Annotated in this window: 20 protein-coding genes; 16 read left to right on the top strand and 4 right to left on the bottom strand. The window is 73.2% G+C overall.

Features of this window, described 5'->3' with window-relative positions; genetic code table 11:
* The first annotated feature begins 5 nt into the window (after window positions 1–5).
* The 4 genes from bchO to ACS5RC_RS14555 all read left to right on the top strand — a co-directional run bounded on the left by bchO (window position 6) and on the right by ACS5RC_RS14555 (window position 3,718).
* The gene (gene bchO, locus ACS5RC_RS14540) at window positions 6–932 is read left to right on the top strand and encodes an alpha/beta fold hydrolase BchO (protein ID WP_478344581.1); all 927 of its coding nucleotides are present in this window, start codon (window positions 6–8) and stop codon (window positions 930–932) included.
* A gap of 80 nt (window positions 933–1,012) precedes the next feature.
* On the top strand, window positions 1,013–2,539 hold the full coding sequence (locus tag ACS5RC_RS14545; protein ID WP_478344582.1) for a phytoene desaturase: 1,527 nt from the start codon (window positions 1,013–1,015) through the stop codon (window positions 2,537–2,539).
* On the top strand, window positions 2,520–3,572 hold the full coding sequence (locus ACS5RC_RS14550) for a phytoene/squalene synthase family protein (protein WP_478344583.1): 1,053 nt from the start codon (window positions 2,520–2,522) through the stop codon (window positions 3,570–3,572). Before ACS5RC_RS14545 ends, ACS5RC_RS14550 begins: the two co-directional genes overlap by 20 nt.
* Window positions 3,569–3,718 (top strand): hypothetical protein, encoded by a 150-nt coding sequence (locus ACS5RC_RS14555; protein ID WP_478344584.1) that lies wholly within the window; start codon window positions 3,569–3,571, stop codon window positions 3,716–3,718. Before ACS5RC_RS14550 ends, ACS5RC_RS14555 begins: the two co-directional genes overlap by 4 nt.
* Window positions 3,719–3,768: 50 nt before the next feature.
* On the opposite strand, the gene ACS5RC_RS14560 is transcribed toward ACS5RC_RS14555, so the two are convergent.
* Genes ACS5RC_RS14560 through crtD form a run of 4 tightly spaced genes read right to left on the bottom strand, consistent with a single transcriptional unit; the run spans window position 3,769 to window position 6,865 of the window.
* Window positions 3,769–4,161 carry a PIN domain-containing protein gene (locus ACS5RC_RS14560; RefSeq protein ID WP_478344585.1) on the bottom strand — a complete coding sequence of 131 codons (393 nt, stop codon included), beginning with the start codon at window positions 4,159–4,161 and terminating at the stop codon, window positions 3,769–3,771.
* Entirely contained in the window at window positions 4,158–4,448 is a 291-nt protein-coding gene (locus ACS5RC_RS14565) for a FitA-like ribbon-helix-helix domain-containing protein (RefSeq protein WP_478344751.1), read from the bottom strand. Before ACS5RC_RS14565 ends, ACS5RC_RS14560 begins: the two co-directional genes overlap by 4 nt.
* Window positions 4,449–4,478: 30 nt before the next feature.
* On the bottom strand, window positions 4,479–5,336 hold the full coding sequence (locus ACS5RC_RS14570; protein WP_478344752.1) for a carotenoid 1,2-hydratase: 858 nt from the start codon (window positions 5,334–5,336) through the stop codon (window positions 4,479–4,481).
* Window positions 5,333–6,865, bottom strand: a complete 1,533-nt coding sequence (crtD, locus tag ACS5RC_RS14575; RefSeq protein WP_478344586.1) for a 1-hydroxycarotenoid 3,4-desaturase CrtD — start codon at window positions 6,863–6,865, stop codon at window positions 5,333–5,335. Before crtD ends, ACS5RC_RS14570 begins: the two co-directional genes overlap by 4 nt.
* 139 nt (window positions 6,866–7,004) lie before the next feature.
* Here crtD and ACS5RC_RS14580 point away from each other — a divergent pair, with 139 nt between their 5' ends.
* The 12 genes from ACS5RC_RS14580 to pufC all read left to right on the top strand — a co-directional run bounded on the left by ACS5RC_RS14580 (window position 7,005) and on the right by pufC (window position 18,257).
* Window positions 7,005–7,871, top strand: coding sequence for a polyprenyl synthetase family protein (locus ACS5RC_RS14580; RefSeq protein ID WP_478344587.1), 867 nt, complete (start codon window positions 7,005–7,007; stop codon window positions 7,869–7,871).
* Between the two features lies 1 nt (window position 7,872).
* The gene (locus tag ACS5RC_RS14585) at window positions 7,873–9,069 is read left to right on the top strand and encodes a methyltransferase (RefSeq protein WP_478344588.1); all 1,197 of its coding nucleotides are present in this window, start codon (window positions 7,873–7,875) and stop codon (window positions 9,067–9,069) included.
* Window positions 9,070–9,175: 106 nt separating this feature from the next.
* Entirely contained in the window at window positions 9,176–10,114 is a 939-nt protein-coding gene (gene bchC / locus ACS5RC_RS14590) for a chlorophyll synthesis pathway protein BchC (RefSeq protein ID WP_478344589.1), read from the top strand.
* The gene (locus ACS5RC_RS14595) at window positions 10,111–11,115 is read left to right on the top strand and encodes a chlorophyllide a reductase iron protein subunit X (RefSeq protein WP_478344590.1); all 1,005 of its coding nucleotides are present in this window, start codon (window positions 10,111–10,113) and stop codon (window positions 11,113–11,115) included. Before bchC ends, ACS5RC_RS14595 begins: the two co-directional genes overlap by 4 nt.
* Before the next feature lie 3 nt (window positions 11,116–11,118).
* The gene (gene bchY, locus ACS5RC_RS14600; protein WP_478344591.1) at window positions 11,119–12,720 is read left to right on the top strand and encodes a chlorophyllide a reductase subunit Y; all 1,602 of its coding nucleotides are present in this window, start codon (window positions 11,119–11,121) and stop codon (window positions 12,718–12,720) included.
* Window positions 12,720–14,186, top strand: a complete 1,467-nt coding sequence (gene bchZ / locus ACS5RC_RS14605) for a chlorophyllide a reductase subunit Z (RefSeq protein WP_478344592.1) — start codon at window positions 12,720–12,722, stop codon at window positions 14,184–14,186. Before bchY ends, bchZ begins: the two co-directional genes overlap by 1 nt.
* Before the next feature lie 92 nt (window positions 14,187–14,278).
* Window positions 14,279–14,527 (top strand): hypothetical protein, encoded by a 249-nt coding sequence (locus ACS5RC_RS14610; RefSeq protein WP_478344593.1) that lies wholly within the window; start codon window positions 14,279–14,281, stop codon window positions 14,525–14,527.
* 171 nt (window positions 14,528–14,698) lie between these two features.
* On the top strand, window positions 14,699–14,932 hold the full coding sequence (gene pufB / locus ACS5RC_RS14615; RefSeq protein ID WP_478344594.1) for a light-harvesting antenna LH1, beta subunit: 234 nt from the start codon (window positions 14,699–14,701) through the stop codon (window positions 14,930–14,932).
* Between the two features lie 15 nt (window positions 14,933–14,947).
* Entirely contained in the window at window positions 14,948–15,136 is a 189-nt protein-coding gene (gene pufA, locus ACS5RC_RS14620; protein ID WP_478344595.1) for a light-harvesting antenna LH1, alpha subunit, read from the top strand.
* Between the two features lie 97 nt (window positions 15,137–15,233).
* Window positions 15,234–16,061 (top strand): photosynthetic reaction center subunit L, encoded by an 828-nt coding sequence (pufL, locus tag ACS5RC_RS14625; protein ID WP_478344596.1) that lies wholly within the window; start codon window positions 15,234–15,236, stop codon window positions 16,059–16,061.
* A gap of 109 nt (window positions 16,062–16,170) precedes the next feature.
* Window positions 16,171–17,148, top strand: coding sequence for a photosynthetic reaction center subunit M (gene pufM / locus ACS5RC_RS14630; RefSeq protein ID WP_478344597.1), 978 nt, complete (start codon window positions 16,171–16,173; stop codon window positions 17,146–17,148).
* Window positions 17,145–18,257 (top strand): photosynthetic reaction center cytochrome PufC, encoded by a 1,113-nt coding sequence (gene pufC / locus ACS5RC_RS14635; RefSeq protein WP_478344598.1) that lies wholly within the window; start codon window positions 17,145–17,147, stop codon window positions 18,255–18,257. The genes pufM and pufC overlap by 4 nt, the downstream gene beginning before the upstream one ends.
* Window positions 18,258–18,263: the final 6 nt, after the last annotated feature.

Genomic DNA, 18,263 nt, shown 5'->3' on the forward strand with positions numbered 1-18,263 from the left:
GAGCGGTGAGCGGATCCCAGGACCCGGACCGGCCCCGCTGGGACCGGGAGGGCCGCGACTGGCCGAACCGCGCGGCGAGCCGCTTCGTCGAGGCGGCCGGCCTGCGCTGGCACCTCCAGGAATTCGGCGCGCCCGATGCGCCCGCCCTCCTCCTGCTGCACGGCACGGGTGCGGCGACGCATTCCTTCCGCGGGCTCGCCCCCCGCCTCGCCGAGACGGTCCGGGTGATCGCCCCGGACCTGCCGGGCCACGGCTTCACCGATCCGCTGCCGCCGGGCCGGCTCTCCCTGCCGGGCATGGCCGAGGCCGTCGCCGGGCTGGTGCGCGCCCTCGCCGTCGCCCCGGCAATCGCGGCCGGGCACTCGGCGGGCGCCGCGATCCTCGCCCGGATGGTCCTCGACCGCAGCCTCGATCCGGGCCTGCTCGTGGCGATCAACGGGGCGCTGACGCCGTTCCCCGGCGCCGGCAGCCTGCTGTTCCCGGCGATGGCCCGGATGCTGTTCCTCAACCCCCTCACCCCGAAGCTCTTCGCCTGGAGCGCCGACCGCGCGGCGGTGCAGCGCCTCATCGGCGGCACCGGCTCGCGCCTCGATCCGGCGGGCGTCGATCTCTATCGCCGCCTCTTCGCCAAGGCCGGCCACGTGCGCGGCGCCCTCGGCATGATGGCGAACTGGGACCTCGCCGGCCTCGACCGCGAGTTGCCGCGGCTCGCCGCGCGGACCCTGCTGATCGTCGGCGGCGAGGACCGGGCGATCCGGCCGGACACCGCCTTCGCCCTGCGCGACCGCCTGCCGCGGGCCCGGGTCGAGCTGCTGCGCGGGCTCGGTCATCTCGCCCACGAGGAGGCGCCCGAGCGCGTCGCCGCCCTGATCCTGGCCGAGGCGCGCGAGGCGGGCCTCGTGGCGGCCCTGAGCGAGACCGGCGCGCCGTAGGCGGACGGGCAGGGCGAAATCGGCGCGCAGCCCTCGCCCGGTGCTTGCGCCGGCCGAAAACCCCGGCATAGTGTCATCCTATGTTGACACTGGTCGACAAGCCCGACTCACAGACCAGCCCGGATCGGCGAGCGCACGCCGTGGTGATCGGCTCCGGCTTCGGGGGCCTCGCCGCGGCGGTGCGGCTCGGGGCCCGCGGCTACCGCGTCACCGTGCTGGAGCGCCTCGACCAGCTCGGCGGCCGCGCCCGGGTGCATCGCCAGGACGGCTTCACCTTCGATGCCGGCCCCACCATCGTCACCGCGCCCTTCCTGCTGGAGGAACTCTGGCAGCTCGCGGGCCGGCGGCTGGAGGACGACGTCGCCCTCGTTCCGATGGATCCGTTCTACGAGATCCGCTTCGCCGACGGGGCGACCTTCTCCTACAGCGGCGATCCGGAGCGGATGCGGGCCGAGGTGGCAAGGTTCTCCCCCGGGGACGTCGCCGGCTACGAGCGCTTCATGGCCTTCAGCCGCGAGGTCTGCCGCATCGGCTTCGAGGATCTCGGCCACGTGCCCTTCGGCTCGCTCGGCGCGATGCTGCGCATCGCCCCCGACCTGCTGCGCCTCTCGGGCCACCGCTCGCTCCACGCGGTGGTCTCCCGCTTCATCCGGGACGAGCGCCTGCGCACGGTGTTCAGCTTCCATCCGCTGCTGATCGGCGGAAACCCCTTCCGGGCCAGCGCGATCTACGGGCTGATCGCCCATCTCGAGCGGCGCTGGGGCGTCCATTTCGCCATGGGCGGCACCGGCCGGATCGTGGACGGCCTCGCCGGCCTGATCCGCGGGCAGGGCGGCAGCCTCCTGTGCGACGCCGAGGTGGCCCGCATCCTGACCGCGGGGGGCACCGCCACCGGGGTGCGGCTCGCCGGCGGCCGCGAGATCGCCGCCGACATCGTGGTCTCGAACGCCGATTCGGCCTTCACCTACGGTCAGCTCCTCGGCGGCACGACGCGGCGCTGGAACCCGCGCAAGCTCTCGGCCGCGCGCTCCTCGATGGGGCTGTTCGTCTGGTATTTCGGCACGAACCGCACCTACGAGGACGTCGCTCACCACACCATCGTGATGGGCCCGCGCTACCGGGAGCTTCTGGCCGACATCTTCGACCGCAAGGTGCTGGCCGAGGATTTCAGCCTCTACCTGCACCGGCCGAGCGCCACCGACCCGCTGCTGGCGCCTCCCGGCCACGACGCCTTCTACGTGCTGGCCCCCGTGCCGAACCTCGCGGGCGGGCAGGACTGGGCGGCGCTGGCCGAGCCCTACCGCCGCCGGATCGCGGCCCATCTCGGGGCGAGCCTGCTGCCCGGGCTCGAGGACGCGATCGTGACCTCGCGGGTGAGCACGCCGCAGGATTTCGCCGACGACTTCCTCAGCGTGCGCGGCTCCGGCTTCGGCCTGGAGCCGGTGCTCACCCAATCCGCGTGGTTCCGGCCGCACAACCGCTCGGAGGACGTGGGCAACCTCTACCTCGTCGGCGCCGGCACCCATCCGGGCGCCGGCCTGCCGGGCGTCCTCTCCTCGGCCCGCGTCCTCGATTCCCTGGTGCCCGATGCACGCCACGTCCGCTGACCACGACGCCTGCCGGGACGCGATCCGGGCCGGCTCGAAGAGCTTCTTCGCCGCCTCGCTGCTCCTGCCCGCCCGGGTGCGCCGCCCGGCCTACGGGCTCTACGCCTTCTGCCGGCTCTCGGACGACGCCGTGGACGGGGCCGAGACCGCCCGCTGCCGCCGTGCGGCGGTGGAGCGCCTCGCCACCCGCCTGACCCTGGCCTATGCGGGCCGCCCCGCCGACAACCCGGCCGACCGGGCGCTCGCCGACCTCGTGATCGAGCACCGCATCCCCGAGGCGCTGCCCCGCGCGCTGCTCGACGGGCTGGCCTGGGACGCGGCGGGCCGGCGCTACGCCGATCTCTCCGAGCTCTCGGCCTACGCCGCGCGGGTCGCCGGCACGGTCGGCGCCATGATGACGCTGATCATGGGCTCGCGCGATCCCGACACCCTCGCCCGCGCCTGCGATCTCGGCACGGCGATGCAGCTCACCAACATCGCCCGCGACGTCGGCGAGGATGCCCGCGCGGGCCGGCTCTACCTGCCGCTCGCCTGGCTCGACCGGGCCGGGATCGACCCGGAGGCGTTCCTGCGCGCGCCCCGCCACGGACCGGCGCTCGCCGGGCTGGTCGCCGACCTCCTCGCGGCGGCCGACGAGCTCTACGCCCGGGCCGAAGCGGGCCTCGCGGCGCTGCCGGCCGATTGCCGCCCGGCGATCCGCGCGGCGGGGCTGATCTACGCCGAGATCGGCACGGCCGTGCGGGCGAACGGCCACGACGCGGTCGGCGCCCGCGCCCGGGTCGGCGCCCTGCGCAAGGCGGCGCTGCTCGCCCGCGCCGTGGGCCCGCAGCGGGCGGCGCCCGGCCTCGACGCCCCCGTCCTGCCCGAGGCCGCCTTCCTGATCGCGGCGCTCGGCCGGCCCGCCGGGAAGCACGTGGCCGAGCCGGAGCGCCCCGCGCTGCCCGCCTGGTGGGACCTGCGCGGCCGGGCACTGCACGCCCTCGACCTGATCGAGGCCTGGGAGCGGCGCGACGCCTTCGCCCGCACGCCGTGACCGACCACCTCTTCGCGGCCCTCGACATCGGCCTCGCCTTCGCCCTCGTCCTCGGGCTGGCGCTCTGGCAGCTGGTCGCGGTGAAGCGCAGCATCCGGGCCGACCGGGCCCGCGCGGAGGCGGAGCGGGCGGACCCGGAGGCCTGACCGGGACGCCTGGCGTCAGTCCGGCTGATCCGTCCACGGATCGACGACGGTCAATCCGCATCCACGGATGCCGCCGACGTCGCGGGTGGCGATCTCGGCACCGCTGCACGCGCAGTCGCCGCGATCAGGGCATCGAAGCCCTCGATCGGCAGGCCCGCCTGCCGGCGGCCGGATACGATCTGGGCATAATGCATCGCCGCCCCGGCATCGAACGGCAGGACGCGGCCAGCGAAATCCTCCGCGACCATGGCCTCGACCAAGCCCGATATCATCTCGCGCCTGCGACCGGCGGCCATCGTCGCGATACCGAATAGGATTTCGGCCCGGTTGATGCTCGTCGTATAGAGGCGTCGCCGCGGCTGCGCTGCGGTCCAGGCCAGCACCGCAGGATCGGGCGCTGCCCGCATCAGCTCCGAGATCACGTTGGTGTCGAGGACGATCATCGCCCGAGCTTCGGCGCCGCCCCGATCGGGATGGATGGGTGCGGATCGAGATCGACGCCGCCGACCGCGGCGAAGCGGTGCTTGATGGACTCGGCCAGATTCGGCTCGGCCGCCGGCCCGGACAAGGCGTCTGCCAGGATCGCGCGCACCTCGGCCTCCACCGAGCGACCATTATGCGTCGCCCGCGCGCGGAGGCTGGCGGTGATCGCCGCATCAAGGTTGCGGATCGTGAGCGTGCTCGTCCGGGATCGCGGTCCGTCGAACGGGGTGAGTCCAGCGGAGACGATCTTCGGGTCGCCGACGCGGTCCGTCCAGCCCTATCCCAGCACCCGCGGCATCCGGAACGGCAGCATGAAGCGCACCAGGGGGTTGGTCAGGCGGTCGAGCGAGAGGCTCTCGTGGACCGGGCGCACGGCCTCACCGCCGAGCCGGGCCGAGAGCAGGGAGCGGGCATAGAACGGCGTGTCCTCGAAGGTGCGCAGGATCGTCGCGACGCCGTCGTCGCTGCGGGTGGGGCGGGGCACGCGCCAGAACCGGGTCGCGGGGAGGGCGGCGGCGAGCGGCGGCCGGATGTCGCGGCGGCTGCCGTCGCGGCCGAAGCGGAGCGAGAGGTTCTGGCCGCTGCCGTCGCGGCGGCGCACGTCGTAGAGGATCGCGGCCCCGTCCGAGAGATCGGCCCGGCACCAGTTCCAGTCGCGAAAGCCCCGCTCCAGGGGCTCGTCGCCCGCGTTGGTGTCGAAGTAGCCGCTGCCGCGCCAGGACAGGGCCGGCTCCGTTAGCGCGACCTCGACCGCGGAGGCGGGGGCCATCGGCCACCAGCGGTGGTGCCCGGGGGCGTCGAGGGTGAAGGGCCCCTCGGTGATCCCGTGGGGGCGCAGCCGCACCGTGCCGCGGATCGGGCGCGGGATCGGCGCGCCGCGCTCGTCGATCGTGATCGTCAGCGTCGTGCCGTCCCACGCGAGGGCGTTCGGCCCGATGGCGATGTGGTCGGCCCCGCGGGCGAGCGCGCTCTCGCCCCGCTCGGTCATGGCGAAGCGGCCGGGCGCGCCGTACAGCACCACGTTGAAGGCGCAGTGGGCGAAGGGGTTCCGGCTGCGGTCGATCGCGTAATAGGTCGAGAACACGCTGCCGATGAAGGCGATGATGGTCAGCCCCTGGCGCCCGTCCGCGCTCAGCGCATCGACGTACCACCAGACATAGCCGCCCGGCGCGACCGCGCCGTCGAATCGAGGTCCGCGAGCAGCGCCCGCGCCGCCAGCCGGCCCGATTGCGCCGCCATCGGCACGCCCGGCCCCGGATGCACGCTCCCCCCCGCGAGATAGAGGCCCGGGATCGCCGTCCGCGCGCCCGGTCGCCGGAAGGTCGCGCCCCAGCCCTGAGAGGCCCGCCCGTAGAGCGCCCCCGCCGTCGCCGGGAACAGCGCCGCGAATCCGGCCGGGTCCGTGATCGTTGGCGGGCTCGCATCCGTCAGCGTCAGGCCGCAGCGTTCGAGCTTGGCTCTCAGCACGCTCGCGCATCGTTCGATCTCCGGCGGGGTCGGTCGGTCCGGCCCGTCGGCCGGGGCGTTGACGAGGAGGAGCAGGGATTCGGGGCCGGCCGGTCCGAGGCAGGCATCGTCGCGGTCCTGCGCGCAGACGTAGACCGTCGGATCCTCCGGCAGCCGCCGGCGGCGCAGGATCGTGTCGAACTCGGCCCGGTAATCGCCCGAGAAGAACACCGTGTGGTGGGCGAGCGGAAAGCCCGCGGCGCGCGCCCGCGCGCAGAGCGTCACCGCCGAGAGCGAGCGCTCCGCGGTGGAGAGCCGGTCGCCGACCGGGGCCGCCTCGGGCCCGAACAGGCCCGCCCCGAGGGCGGCCGTGTCGGCGTTGCAGATCACCGCCTCGGCCGGGATCTCGGTGCCGTCCGCGAGCGCCACTCCGGCGACGCGACCGCGCACGTGGAGGATCCGCCGGACCTCCGCGCCGTAGCGGAACCGCGCCCCGCGCGTCGCCGCGAGATCGGCGACCGCCCGCGCGAGCGCGCTCATGCCGCCGGCCACGCTCCAGACGCCCGCCTGCTCCACGTGGGCGACCAGCATCAGGGTGGCGGGCGCGTCGAAGGGCGAGGAGCCGCAATAGGTGGCGTAGCGCCCAAAGAGCTGACGCAGGCGCGGATCGTGGAAATAATCGCCCAGCGCCGACCACAGCGTGGAAAAGGGCTGGATCCGCCAGAGGTCGGCCATGCCCGTGAAGCCCGTGCGGGCGGCGAGCTGGAGCGGGCTCGGCCGGTCGTCGCGGATGAAGGGCCCCTCGAGGGTGCGGTAGACCTCGGCCGCCCGGGCGCAGAAGCGGCGGTAGCCCTCGGCCTCGCGGGGGCCCGCGAAGGCCGCGATCGCGTCCGCCGAGGCCTCGACGTCGGCGAACAGGTCGAGGCGGGCGCCGTCGTCCCAGGCGTGGCGGGCGAGCAGCGCCGCGGGGGTGAGGCGGACATGATCGTCGAGCGCCGCGCCGCACTCGGCGAAGGCCTCGTCGAGCACCCAGCGCATGGTGAAGACGGTGGGCCCCGCCTCGACCGCGGCGCCCCCGACGGCGAGGCTGCGCATCTTGCCGCCGGGCCGGGCGGCGCGCTCCAGCACCGTCACGTCGAGGCCCGCATGGGCGAGGCGCAGCGCGGCCGCGAGCCCGCCGATCCCCGCTCCGATCACCGCGACGCGCTGACCGCCCATCCGGCGAGCCTCCCTCGATCGACACGACGCTCCGGCACCGGCCCCGGAGCCCCTACGCCCGGCTTGATCCCGGCTCGAACAAGTGTCAATCTAAAATGACAGTTGCATCTGACAACTTCAATAAACAGGGAGAGGCGCGATGGATCCCGGCCAACGGATCGAGACGGCCCTCGAAGTGGCTGTGTCCCACGCCGAGGCGCCGGGTGCGCCGCCCCTCCTCGCCGAGGCGATCCGCTACGCGGTCTTCCCCGGCGGGCACCGCATCCGGCCGCGGCTCTGCCTCTCGGTGGCCCGCGCCTGCGGCGACGACGACCCGGCGGCGGCCGATGCCGCGGCCGCCGCCATCGAGCTGCTGCACTGCGCCTCCCTCGTCCACGACGACCTGCCCTGCTTCGACGACGCGCCCCTGCGCCGGGGCAAGCCCGCGGTGCACGCCGCCTTCGGGCCGGCGCTCGCGGTGCTGGCGGGCGACGCACTGATCGTGGCCGCCTTCGAGACCCTGGCGCGGGGCGCCGCGCGCCATCCCCGGCGCCTCGCGAGCCTCGTCGGGCTGATCGCGCGCGCGGCCGGCTCGCCGGCCGGCATCGTGGCGGGCCAGGCCTGGGAATCGGAGGCGCATGTCGCCCTCAGCGACTACCAGCAGGCCAAGACCGGCGCGCTCTTCGCGGCGGCCACCGTGGCGGGCGCGGCGGCCTCCGGCGCCAAGCCGCTGCCCTGGCGCCTCCTCGGGGAATGCCTCGGCGAGGCCTACCAGGTCGCCGACGACCTGCGCGACGTGGCCTGCCGCCAGGAGGAGATCGGCAAGCCCACGGGGCGCGACGTCACCCTCGGGCGGCCGAACGCGGCGGCCCTGCTCGGCATGGGCGGGGCGCTGGAGCGCCTCGCAAGCCTCTCGGGCGAGGCGCTCGCGGTGATTCCGGACTGCCCCGGCGCCGAGGCGCTCCGGGGCGAGATCGCGGCGCAGGCGCGGCTGTTCCTGCCCGCGAGCCTGCGCGTCGCGGCCTGAGATGGCCGCGCGGCCCGAGACGGCCGCCGGGGCGGTGCCCGATTCGGAGCCGGATTCGGGCCCCGTCCGGCGGGACGGCTGGCGCGTGCGCCTCAGGGCGTTGCGCAACCGGCTGGTCGCCGATCCGGCCTTCCAGCGCTGGGCGGCGGGCTTCCCCCTGACGCGCCGCGTGGCCCGGGCCAACACCCGGGCGCTGTTCGATCTCTGCGCCGGCTTCGTCTACGCGCAGGTGCTCCAGGCCTGCGTGCAGCTCGACCTGTTCCGCATCCTCGGCGAGGGGCCGCAATCCGGCCCGGCGCTCGCCCGGCGCCTCGCGCTCCCGCCCGAGCGGATGCTGACGCTGCTGCGGGCCGCCGAATCGCTCAGGCTCGTGGCGGCCCTGCCGGACGGGCGCTACGCGCTGGCCGATCTCGGCGCGGCGATGCTCGGCAACCCGTCCGTCGCCCGGATGATCGAGCACCACGCCCTGCTCTACGCCGACCTCGCCGACCCGGTGGCCCTCCTGCGGGCACCGGCCGGCACGACGCGGCTCGCCCGCTACTGGCCCTACGCGGCCAATGCCACGGACGGTGCTGCGGCGACGCCGGATCCGGAGGCCGTCGCGCCCTATAGCGGGCTGATGGCCGCCTCCCAGGCGCTGATCGCCGAGGACGTGATCGCGGCCTATCCGCTGGCGCGCCACCGGCGCCTGCTCGATGTGGGCGGCGGGGAGGGGGCCTTCCTCGCGGCCGTCGCGAGCCGGGTGCCGGCCCTCGACCTCGCCCTGTTCGATCTGCCGAGCGTCGCCCGCCGCGCGGAGGCGCGCTTCGCCGAGCTCGGGCTCGCGCCGCGGGCGACCTGCCACGGCGGCAGCTTCCACCACGATCCCCTGCCCCGGGGGGCGGACGCCCTCTCGCTGGTGCGCGTGCTGCACGATCACGACGACGGGCCCGCCCTCGCCCTGCTCGGGGCCGCCCGCGCCGCGCTCGCGCCCGGGGGCACGCTCCTGATCGCCGAGCCGATGGCCGGTACGCCCGGGGCCGAGCCCGTGGGCGATGCCTATTTCGGATTCTACCTCCTCGCCATGGGCAGCGGACGGCCGCGCCGGGCGGAGGAGATCCGAGCCATGCTCGTCGCGGCGGGCTTCTCCGCGATCCGCGAGCACGCCACCCGGCGCCCCCTGCTGACCCGATTGATCACGGCCCGGACTGCCCAGTGACGCCGCAGGTCGTGTCACAAACTGTGCATTTCAGTTGACGTTCGATAGTGTCTAGTTAGAATGACAATTCTCGGCGCTTCGGTGCCGGACGCGAAAGATCCAGACCATGGACACCGTCGCCGTCGTTCTCGAGAAACCGGAGCAGCTGGCGCTCACGCGCCTCGCCCTCGCTCCGGCCGGTATCGAGGACGCCGTGGTGGCGGTCTCGTGGAGCGGCATCAGCACCGGCACCGAGCGCCTGCTCTGGTCCGGCCGGATGCCCCCCTTCCCCGGCATGGGCTACCCGCTCGTCCCCGGCTACGAGTCGGTCGGCACCGTCCTGTCGGCCCCCAGGGGGTCGGGCCTCGCCGAGGGCGACAGCGTCTTCGTGCCGGGCGCGCGCTGCTTCGGCGCGGTGCGCGGCCTGTTCGGGGGCGCAGCCTCCCACCTGATCGCCCCGGCCGCCCGCCTCGTGCCGGTCGAGGCGCATCTCGGCGAGCGCGCCTGCCTGATCGCGCTGGCCGCCACGGCCTACCACGCGCTCGCGGGCGTCGGGCCGGGGGCGCGGCCCCTCGTCGTCGGCCACGGCGTGCTCGGGCGCCTGCTCGCCCGGCTGATGCTGGCGGCCGGCGCCGAGCCGACCGTGTGGGAGACGAACCCGCTGCGCGCGGCGGGCGCGTTCGGCTACCCCGTCCTCGACCCGCAAGCCGATCCCCGGCGCGACTACGCCCAGATCACCGACGTCAGCGGCGACGCCTCGGGCCTCGACGCCCTGATCGCCCGGCTCGCGCCCGGCGGCGAGATCGTGCTCGCCGGCTTCTACGCCGCGCCCCTGTCCTTCGCCTTCCCGGCGGCGTTCCTGCGCGAGGCGCGCATCCGCGTCTCCGCCGAGTGGCGGCCGGAGGATCTGGCCGCCGTCACCGCCCTGATCGCGGGCGGCCGGCTGTCCCTCGACGGGCTGATCACCCATGCCGAGCCCGCAACGCGGGCCGAGGCGGCCTACCGGACCGCGTTCAGCGATCCGGCCTGCCTCAAGATGGTCCTCGACTGGAGAGCCTGCTCATGAACGTGCAGCTGAACAAGGCCGCCCTGTCGAGCGCCGCCGCGCTGCGGGCCGAGGCCGCGATCGAGCCGGATCCGGTGGCGACCGCCCCCGTCAAGAAGGAGACGCAGATCATCGCGATCTACGGCAAGGGCGGCATCGGCAAGTCGTTCACCCTGGCCAACCTCAGCTACATGATGGCCCAGCAGGGCAAGAAGGTCCTGCTCATCGGCTGCGACCCGAAGAGCGACACCACCTCGCTGCTGTTCGGCGGCAGGGCCTGCCCGACCATCATCGAGACCTCGACCAAGAAGAAGCTCGCGGGCGAGGCGGTCGCCATCGGCGACGTCTGCTTCAAGCGCGACGGCGTCTACGCGATGGAACTCGGCGGCCCCGAGGTCGGGCGCGGCTGCGGCGGACGCGGCATCATCCACGGCTTCGAGCTCCTGGAGAAGCTCGGCTTCCACGAATGGGGCTTCGACTACGTCCTGCTCGACTTCCTGGGCGACGTGGTCTGCGGCGGCTTCGGCCTGCCGATCGCGCGCGACATGTGCCAGAAGGTCATCGTCGTCGGCTCGAACGACCTGCAATCCCTCTACGTCGCCAACAACGTCTGCTCGGCGGTCGAGTACTTCCGCAAGATGGGCGGCAATGTCGGCGTCGGCGGCCTCGTCATCAACAAGGACGACGGCACCGGCGAGGCGCAGGCCTTCGCGGACGCGGCGGGCATCCCGGTGCTGGCCTCGATCCCGGCCGACGAGGACATCCGCCGCAAGAGTGCGAACTACGAGATCATCGGCAAGCCCGACGGGCGCTGGGGCTCGCTCTTCGCCGACCTGTCGCAAAACGTCGCCGCGGCCCAGCCCCACCAACCCAGGCCCCTGTCCCAGGACAGCCTGCTCGCGCTGTTCTCCGGCTCGGCCGTCGGCCGCGACGTGGTGCTGGTGCCCGCCACCGTCGCGGACATGTGCGGCGCCGCGCCGGTCGCCAAGCCGTCCCTCGAAGTCGTCTACGACGAGGTCTAGGGCATGGCCGTCTCCCTCGACATCGCGGAGCTGCGCGCCCGCCGCGCGGCGCCCGCCCCGGAGGCCCTGCCGCCGGCCCCGTCGCCGGCCGGCCCTCGGTCGGTCCCCCCTGTCGCGCCGGAAGGCGTCGACCTCGCCGCGACCAAGGGCGACGGGCTCGGCTGCCATGCCGGCAAGGACGCGCTGCGGGCGGCCGCCGAGGCCGCCGGGATGTCGCAGACCCTGGAGCAGCTCCGGGCCGACTACCCGACGGGGCCGCACGACCAGCCGCAGAGCATGTGCCCGGCCTTCGGGTCGCTGCGCGTCGGCCTGCGCATGCGCCGCACCGCCACGATCCTGTCGGGCTCGGCCTGCTGCGTCTACGGGCTGAGCTTCACCGCCCATTTCTACGGGGCCCGCCGCAGCGTCGGCTACGTGCCGTTCAACTCCGAGACGCTCGTCACCGGCAAGCTGTTCGAGGACATCCGCGAGGCGGTCCACGCGACGGCCAAGCCCGAGGATTACGACGCCGTGGTGGTGATCAACCTCTGCGTGCCGACCGCCTCCGGCGTTCCGCTGCGGCTGCTGCCAAAGGAGATCGACGGGGTCCGCATCATCGGCATCGACGTGCCGGGCTTCGGCGTCCCGACCCATGCCGAGGCCAAGGACGTGCTCGCCGGCGCGATGCTGCGCGTCGCCCGCGGCGAGGCCGAGCAGGGCCCGGTCCAGGCGCCGCGCGGCGGGCGCTCGGAGCGCCCCACGGTGACGCTCCTCGGCGAGATGTTCCCGGCCGATCCGGTGGTGATCGGCGGGCTCCTCGAACCCCTCGGCCTCCAGGCCGGGCCGGTGGTGCCGACGCGGGAATGGCGCGAGCTCTACGCGGCCCTCGACGGCGCCGCGGTCGCGGCGATCCACCCGTTCTACACCGCCTCGATCCGCGAGTTCGAGGCGGCGGGCCGGCCCATCGTCGGCTCGGCCCCGGTCGGCGTCGACGGCACGGCCGACTGGCTCGACCGGATCGGCGAGGCCTGCGGCGTGCCCCGCGCCACGGTGGAGGCCGCCAAGAACCGGCTGCTGCCCCCGATCCGCGGCGCGCTCGCGGCGAGCCCGATCCAGGGCCGGATCACGCTCTCGGGCTACGAGGGCTCGGAACTCCTGGTCGCCCGCCTCCTCATCGAGAGCGGGGCGGAGGTGCCCTACGTCGGCACCGCCTGCCCGCGCACGCCGCATTCGGAGGCCGACCGCGACTGGCTCGAATCCCGCGGCGTGGCGGTGCGCTACCGCGCCTCGCTGGAGGACGACCTCTCGGCGATGGACGCCTTCCGGCCGGACCTCGCCATCGGCACCACGCCGGTGGTGCAGCGGGCCAAGGAGCGGGGCATCCCGGCCCTCTACTTCACCAACCTGATCTCGGCGCGCCCGCTGATGGGCGCGGCCGGCGCGGGCTCGCTCGCCGCGGTGGTGAACGCCGCCCTCGGCAACCGCGCGCGCTTCGCGGCGATGCGCGACTTCTTCGAGGGCGTCGGCACCGGCCACGCCGCCGGGATCTGGCAGGCGGTGCCGCAGGTCCGGAAGGGCCCGGCGGTGCGCCGCACCCCCGAGAAGCCGATCGGGGAGATGGCCTGATGCTCGTCCTCGATCACGACAGGGCCGGCGGCTACTGGGGCGCGGTCTACGTCTTCACCGCGATCAAGGGCCTGCAGGTCGTCATCGACGGCCCCGTGGGCTGCGAGAACCTGCCCGTCACCTCGGTGCTGCACTACACCGACGCGCTGCCGCCGCACGAGCTGCCGATCGTGGTGACGGGGCTCGCCGAGGAGGAACTCGGCCGCCACGGCACCGAGGGCGCGATGAAGCGCGCCCACGCCACCCTCGATCCGGGCCTGCCCAGCGTCGTCGTCACCGGCTCGATCGCCGAGATGATCGGGGGCGGGGTGACGCCGGAGGGCACCGGCCTGCAGCGCTTCCTGCCGCGCACCATCGACGAGGACCAGTGGCAGGCCGCCGACCGGGCGATGACCTGGCTCTGGCAGGAATACGGCGCCCGCAAATACGCCAAGACCGGCATCCCGGCGCGGCCGGAGCGGAAGCCCGGTCAAGCCCCGCAGGGGAGCGACGCGCCGCGCGTCAACATCGTCGGCCCGGCCTACGGCACCTTCAACGCGGCCTCCGACCTCGCCGAGATCCGCCGCCTCGTCGAGGGGATCGGGGCGGTCGTCAACCTGACCTTCCCCCTCGGCTCGCACCTCGCCGACGTGCCCAAGCTCGTCGATGCGGACGCCAATATCTGCCTCTACCGCGAGTTCGGGCGCGGCCTCTGCGAGGCGCTCGGCCGGCCCTACCTGCAGGCGCCGATCGGCGTGCTCTCGACCACGAAGTTCCTGCGCTCGCTCGGGGAGATCCTGGGACTCGACCCCGAGCCCTTCATCGAGCGCGAGCGCCACACCACGATCAAGCCGGTCTGGGACCTCTGGCGCTCGGTGACGCAGGATTTCTTCGGCACCGCGAGCTTCGGCATCGTGGCGACCGAGACCTACGCCCGGGGCGTGCGCCACTTCCTCGAGGACGAGATGGGGCTGCCCTGCCACTTCGCCTTCGCGCGCCAGGCCGGGCAGAAGCCCGACAACGCCGCGGTGCGGGCGGCGATCCGGGCGCGGCCCCCGCTCGTCACCTTCGGCTCCTTCAACGAGCGGATGTACCTCGCCGAGGCCGGCGGGCGCGGCACCTGGCTGCCCGCCTCCTTCCCGGGCGCGATCGTGCGGCGCCACACGGGCACGCCGTTCATGGGCTACGCCGGCGCGACCTACCTCGTGCAGGAGATCTGCAACGCGCTGTTCGACACGCTCTTCCACATCCTGCCGCTCGCCCGCGACATGGATGCGGTGGAGGCGACGCCGACCCGGCCCCACCGCGAGCTGCCCTGGGACGAATCCGCCCGCGCCCGCCTCGACAGCCTGGTCGAGGCGCACCCGGTCCTGGCCAGGATCTCGGCCGCCAAGCGCCTGCGCGACGCCGCCGAGCGCACCGCCCGCCGGGCCGGCGCCGAGCGCGTCGCCCCGAGCCACGTCGAGACCGCGGAGGCCGCCGCATGAGCGCCCGCGCGACACCCCATCCGGAGCTCCGCTCCGGTGCCCCCTCTCCCTTCGGAGCCCCGCTCCGGTCCCGCGCCCAGAAGGAGGTCCCCATGCCCCGCACGATGGTCTCGACGATGCCCTCGACGGCCCGCCTGCATCAGGACGCGCTCCAGTTCCGGATCATCCTGGCGGCGACCTACCCGTTCTTCCTCGCCGCGGCGGTGGCGCAGCGGATCGTGCCGGGCCGGCAGGCCGCGCGGCCCGCGCTTTCGCCCGGCTTCGCGCCCGCCCGGCGCGGCGTGTTCGGGGAGGCCCGGGCCATGGCGGTCCAGGCGATCCCCTTCGCCTTCATGGGCTGAACCTTCACGGGCTGAGCCTGCGCGGCCCGCGCCGAGCGCCGGCCCGAGGGCGAGGTCCCACAACGCTTCCGTCCGGTGACGGGGGACGACACGCCGCGATCAGGTCGGATCGCGACGGCACCTGCCGCAGCCCGCTCCCGGTCTGCGGCCAACCCAACGGAGGTTCGACCGATGGCAAGCGGAGTGACCCAAGAAAGACCGAGCAGCCTGTCAGGGCTGACGGAACCCGAAGCCAAGGAGTTCCACGCGATCTTCCTGACGAGCTTCATCATCTTCACGGCGATCGCGGTGGTCGCCCACATTCTCGTGTGGATGTGGCGGCCCTGGCTGCCAGGACCGCAGGGCTACGCCGCGCTCGACTCCGTCGGCGATGCGGCCCGCGCCCTCGTCACCCTCGTCGGCTAAGGGAGGATCGCAGCAATGCACAAGGTTTGGCTTCTGTTCGATCCGCGGCGCACGCTGGTGGCGCTGTTCACCTTCCTGTTCGTCCTGGCCCTGCTGATCCATTTCATCCTGCTCAGCACCGACCGGTTCAACTGGCTGGAAGGCCCCAAGCCCGCCAAGGCGGCCAACGCCCAGACCCTGGTCCTGCCGACGATGCCGGCCTGACCGGACCTGCCGGTGCCGCGGCGCAAAGGCCGCGGCACCGTGCCCCGACCCTTCCGACTCCTGAGATCCCGACGGCCTTACCCGGGGGGTGCCCGCCATGGCGATGCTGAGCTTCGAGCGCAAATACCGGATCCGCGGCGGCACGCTGGTGGGCGGCGACCTGTTCGATTTCTGGGTCGGGCCCTTCTACGTGGGCTTCTTCGGCGTCACGACGCTGTTCTTCTCGGTGCTCGGCACCGCGCTGATCCTCTACGGGGCCGCGCTCGGCCCGACCTGGAACATCTGGCAGATCAACATCGCGCCGCCGGACCTGAAATACGGCCTGGCGCTGGCGCCCCTGAAGGAGGGCGGCCTCTGGCAGATCATCACCTTCTGCGCGGTCGGGGCGTTCGTGTCCTGGGCCCTGCGCGAGGTCGAGATCTGCCGCAAGCTCGGCATCGGCTACCACGTGCCCTTCGCCTTCTCGGTGGCGATCTTCGCCTACGTGACGCTGGTGGTGTTCCGGCCGCTGCTGATGGGCGCCTGGGGCTACGGCTTCCCGTACGGCATCCTCAGCCACCTCGATTGGGTGTCGAACACCGGCTACCAGTACCTGCACTTCCACTACAATCCGGCGCACATGCTCGGGGTGAGCTTCTTCTTCACCACGACCTTCGCCCTGGCGCTGCACGGCTCGCTGATCCTGTCGTCCACGAATCCGCCCAAGGACGACAACGTGGTCAAGACGCCCGAGCACGAGGACACCTTCTTCCGCGACACGATCGGCTACTCGATCGGCACGCTCGGCATCCACCGGCTCGGCCTGTTCCTGGCCCTCTCGGCCGGGTTCTGGAGCGCGGTCTGCATCGTGATCAGCGGCCCGTTCTGGACCCAGGGCTGGCCGCAATGGTGGGGCTGGTGGCTCAACCTGCCGGTCTGGCGCTGAGGGCTCGCGAGCCCACGAGCATCGAAACACCGCAAGACACGACCCTGAATGAACGGCGCGCTCCCGGTCCGGGCGCACGCTCCGAGAGGCGAGGGGGACCAGGACGCCCATGGCCTACTATCAGAACATCCTCACACAGGTGCAGGTGCGCCCGCGGGTGCCCGAGCACGGCATCCCGGTCTCGGTCGACGCCCGGGTCGGAAAGCCCTTCAACAGCTACCTGTTCGGGCTGATCGGCAACAGCCAGGTCGGGCCGATCTACGGCGGCTATCTCGGCGCGCTGTCCTTCGCCTGCGGGCTGATCGCCTTCGAGATCATCGGGCTCAACATGTGGGCCTCGGTGAACTGGGATCCGGTCCAGTTCGTGCGGCAATTGCCCTGGCTCGCGCTCGAGCCCCCCCTGCCGAAATACGGCCTGCGGGTGCTGCCGCCCCTGAACGAGGGCGGCTGGTGGCTGATCGCCGGCTTCTTCCTCACCGCCTCGATCCTGCTCTGGTGGCTGCGCCTCTACCGCCGCGCCCGGGCGCTCGGCCTCGGCAACCACGTGCCCTGGGCCTTCGCCAGCGCCATCTGGCTCTACCTCGTGCTCGGCTTCATCCGGCCGCTGCTGATGGGCTCGTGGAGCGAGGCGGTGCCCTTCGGCCTGTTCCCGCACCTCGACTGGACCGCGGCCTTCTCGCTCCGCTACGGCAACCTGTTCTACAATCCGTTCCACATGCTCTCGATCGTCTTCCTGTACGGGTCGACGCTGCTCTTCGCGATGCACGGGGGCACGATCCTGGCCTGCTCGCGCTACGGCGCCGAGCGCGAGATCGACCAGATCGTCGACCGCGGCACCGCCACCGAGCGCGCCGCCCTGTTCTGGCGCTGGACCATGGGCTTCAACGCCACGATGGAATCGGTCCACCGCTGGGCCTGGTGGTTCGCGGTGCTGACGACGCTGACCGGCGGCATCGGCATCCTGCTCACCGGCACCGTCGTCGACAACTGGTACCTCTGGGCGGTCAAGCACGGCGTGGCCCCGCCCTACCCGCAGGTGTTCGGCCCGATCGTCGATCCGCTCAAGGTCCCGGGGGTGAGCCCATGAAGACGATCGTCGCCCTCGCGGCCGGGGTGGTCGCCCTGTTCCTCACCATCGCCCAGTTCGGCACCGCCGGCTGGAACCGTCCGCCGATCCTAGCCCAGCAGCACGGCTTCCGCGGCACGGGCATGGACCAGATCAAGACCAAGGCCGGGGCGGCGGCCCTCAAGGAGGCCAACCTCGCCCCGGCGCCCGCCGACCCGGTCGAGGCGGGCCCCGACAAGGCCGGCACCACCTACGAGAACGTCAAGGTGCTGGGCGACCTGCCGGTCGAGGAGTTCAACCGGCTGATGGTCTCGATCACCGAGTGGGTGGCGCCCGCCCAGGGCTGCACCTACTGCCACAACACCGAGAACATGGCCGACGACAGCCTCTACCAGAAGAAGGTCGCCCGGCGGATGCTGCAGATGGTGCAGCACATCAACTCCACCTGGAAGGAGAAGCACGTCGGCGAGACCGGCGTGACCTGCTACACCTGCCACCGCGGCAACCCGGTGCCGGCCCAGATCTGGTTCGACAATCCGGGTCCGGCCTACAAGTCCGGCTTCATCGCCCGCAACAACAGCCAGAACATGGCCTCGCCCGTCGTCGGCCTCGCCTCGCTGCCCTACGACGTGCTGACCACCTTCCTCGCCAAGCCCGACACCAACGAGAACGCGATCCGGGTCAACGCCACCACGGCGCTGCCGGAGAGCAAGGGCAAGCCGATCCAGTCCGCGGAGAAGACCTTCGGGCTGATGATCCACATGGCGGAATCGCTCGGCGTCAACTGCACCTACTGCCACAACACCCGGGCGGTGGCGGACTGGTCGCAGAGCACGCCCCAGCGCACCACCGCCTGGCACGGCATCCGGATGGTGCGTGACCTCAACGGCGACTACATCACGCCGCTGACGGGGGTGTTTCCGCCCAACCGTCTCGGGCCCACGGGCGACGCGCCGAAGATCAACTGCGCCACCTGCCACAACGGCCAGGCCAAGCCCCTCAACGGCGCCCACATGCTCGAGACCTATCCGGAACTCGCCGCGGCCTCGACCCAGACCCTGCCGGCCAAGCCGGATGCCGCCCCGGCCGCGCCCTCGGCGCCGGCCGCGCCGGTCCCCGCCCCGAAATAGGGCGGC

Source organism: Methylobacterium sp. HJ2 (assembly GCF_056431005.1).

Coding starts and splice junctions, on each gene's coding strand:
- ACS5RC_RS14560 (WP_478344585.1), bottom strand. CDS start 4,161: ATGATCGTCCTCGACACCAACGTGATCTCGGAGCTGATGCGGGCAGCG.
- bchC (WP_478344589.1), top strand. CDS start 9,176: ATGGACACCGTCGCCGTCGTTCTCGAGAAACCGGAGCAGCTGGCGCTC.
- pufB (WP_478344594.1), top strand. CDS start 14,699: ATGGCAAGCGGAGTGACCCAAGAAAGACCGAGCAGCCTGTCAGGGCTG.
- ACS5RC_RS14610 (WP_478344593.1), top strand. CDS start 14,279: ATGCCCCGCACGATGGTCTCGACGATGCCCTCGACGGCCCGCCTGCAT.
- pufL (WP_478344596.1), top strand. CDS start 15,234: ATGGCGATGCTGAGCTTCGAGCGCAAATACCGGATCCGCGGCGGCACG.
- ACS5RC_RS14580 (WP_478344587.1), top strand. CDS start 7,005: ATGGATCCCGGCCAACGGATCGAGACGGCCCTCGAAGTGGCTGTGTCC.
- ACS5RC_RS14550 (WP_478344583.1), top strand. CDS start 2,520: ATGCACGCCACGTCCGCTGACCACGACGCCTGCCGGGACGCGATCCGG.
- ACS5RC_RS14585 (WP_478344588.1), top strand. CDS start 7,873: ATGGCCGCGCGGCCCGAGACGGCCGCCGGGGCGGTGCCCGATTCGGAG.
- bchY (WP_478344591.1), top strand. CDS start 11,119: ATGGCCGTCTCCCTCGACATCGCGGAGCTGCGCGCCCGCCGCGCGGCG.
- ACS5RC_RS14545 (WP_478344582.1), top strand. CDS start 1,013: ATGTTGACACTGGTCGACAAGCCCGACTCACAGACCAGCCCGGATCGG.
- pufM (WP_478344597.1), top strand. CDS start 16,171: ATGGCCTACTATCAGAACATCCTCACACAGGTGCAGGTGCGCCCGCGG.
- bchZ (WP_478344592.1), top strand. CDS start 12,720: ATGCTCGTCCTCGATCACGACAGGGCCGGCGGCTACTGGGGCGCGGTC.
- ACS5RC_RS14595 (WP_478344590.1), top strand. CDS start 10,111: ATGAACGTGCAGCTGAACAAGGCCGCCCTGTCGAGCGCCGCCGCGCTG.
- pufC (WP_478344598.1), top strand. CDS start 17,145: ATGAAGACGATCGTCGCCCTCGCGGCCGGGGTGGTCGCCCTGTTCCTC.
- pufA (WP_478344595.1), top strand. CDS start 14,948: ATGCACAAGGTTTGGCTTCTGTTCGATCCGCGGCGCACGCTGGTGGCG.
- crtD (WP_478344586.1), bottom strand. CDS start 6,865: ATGGGCGGTCAGCGCGTCGCGGTGATCGGAGCGGGGATCGGCGGGCTC.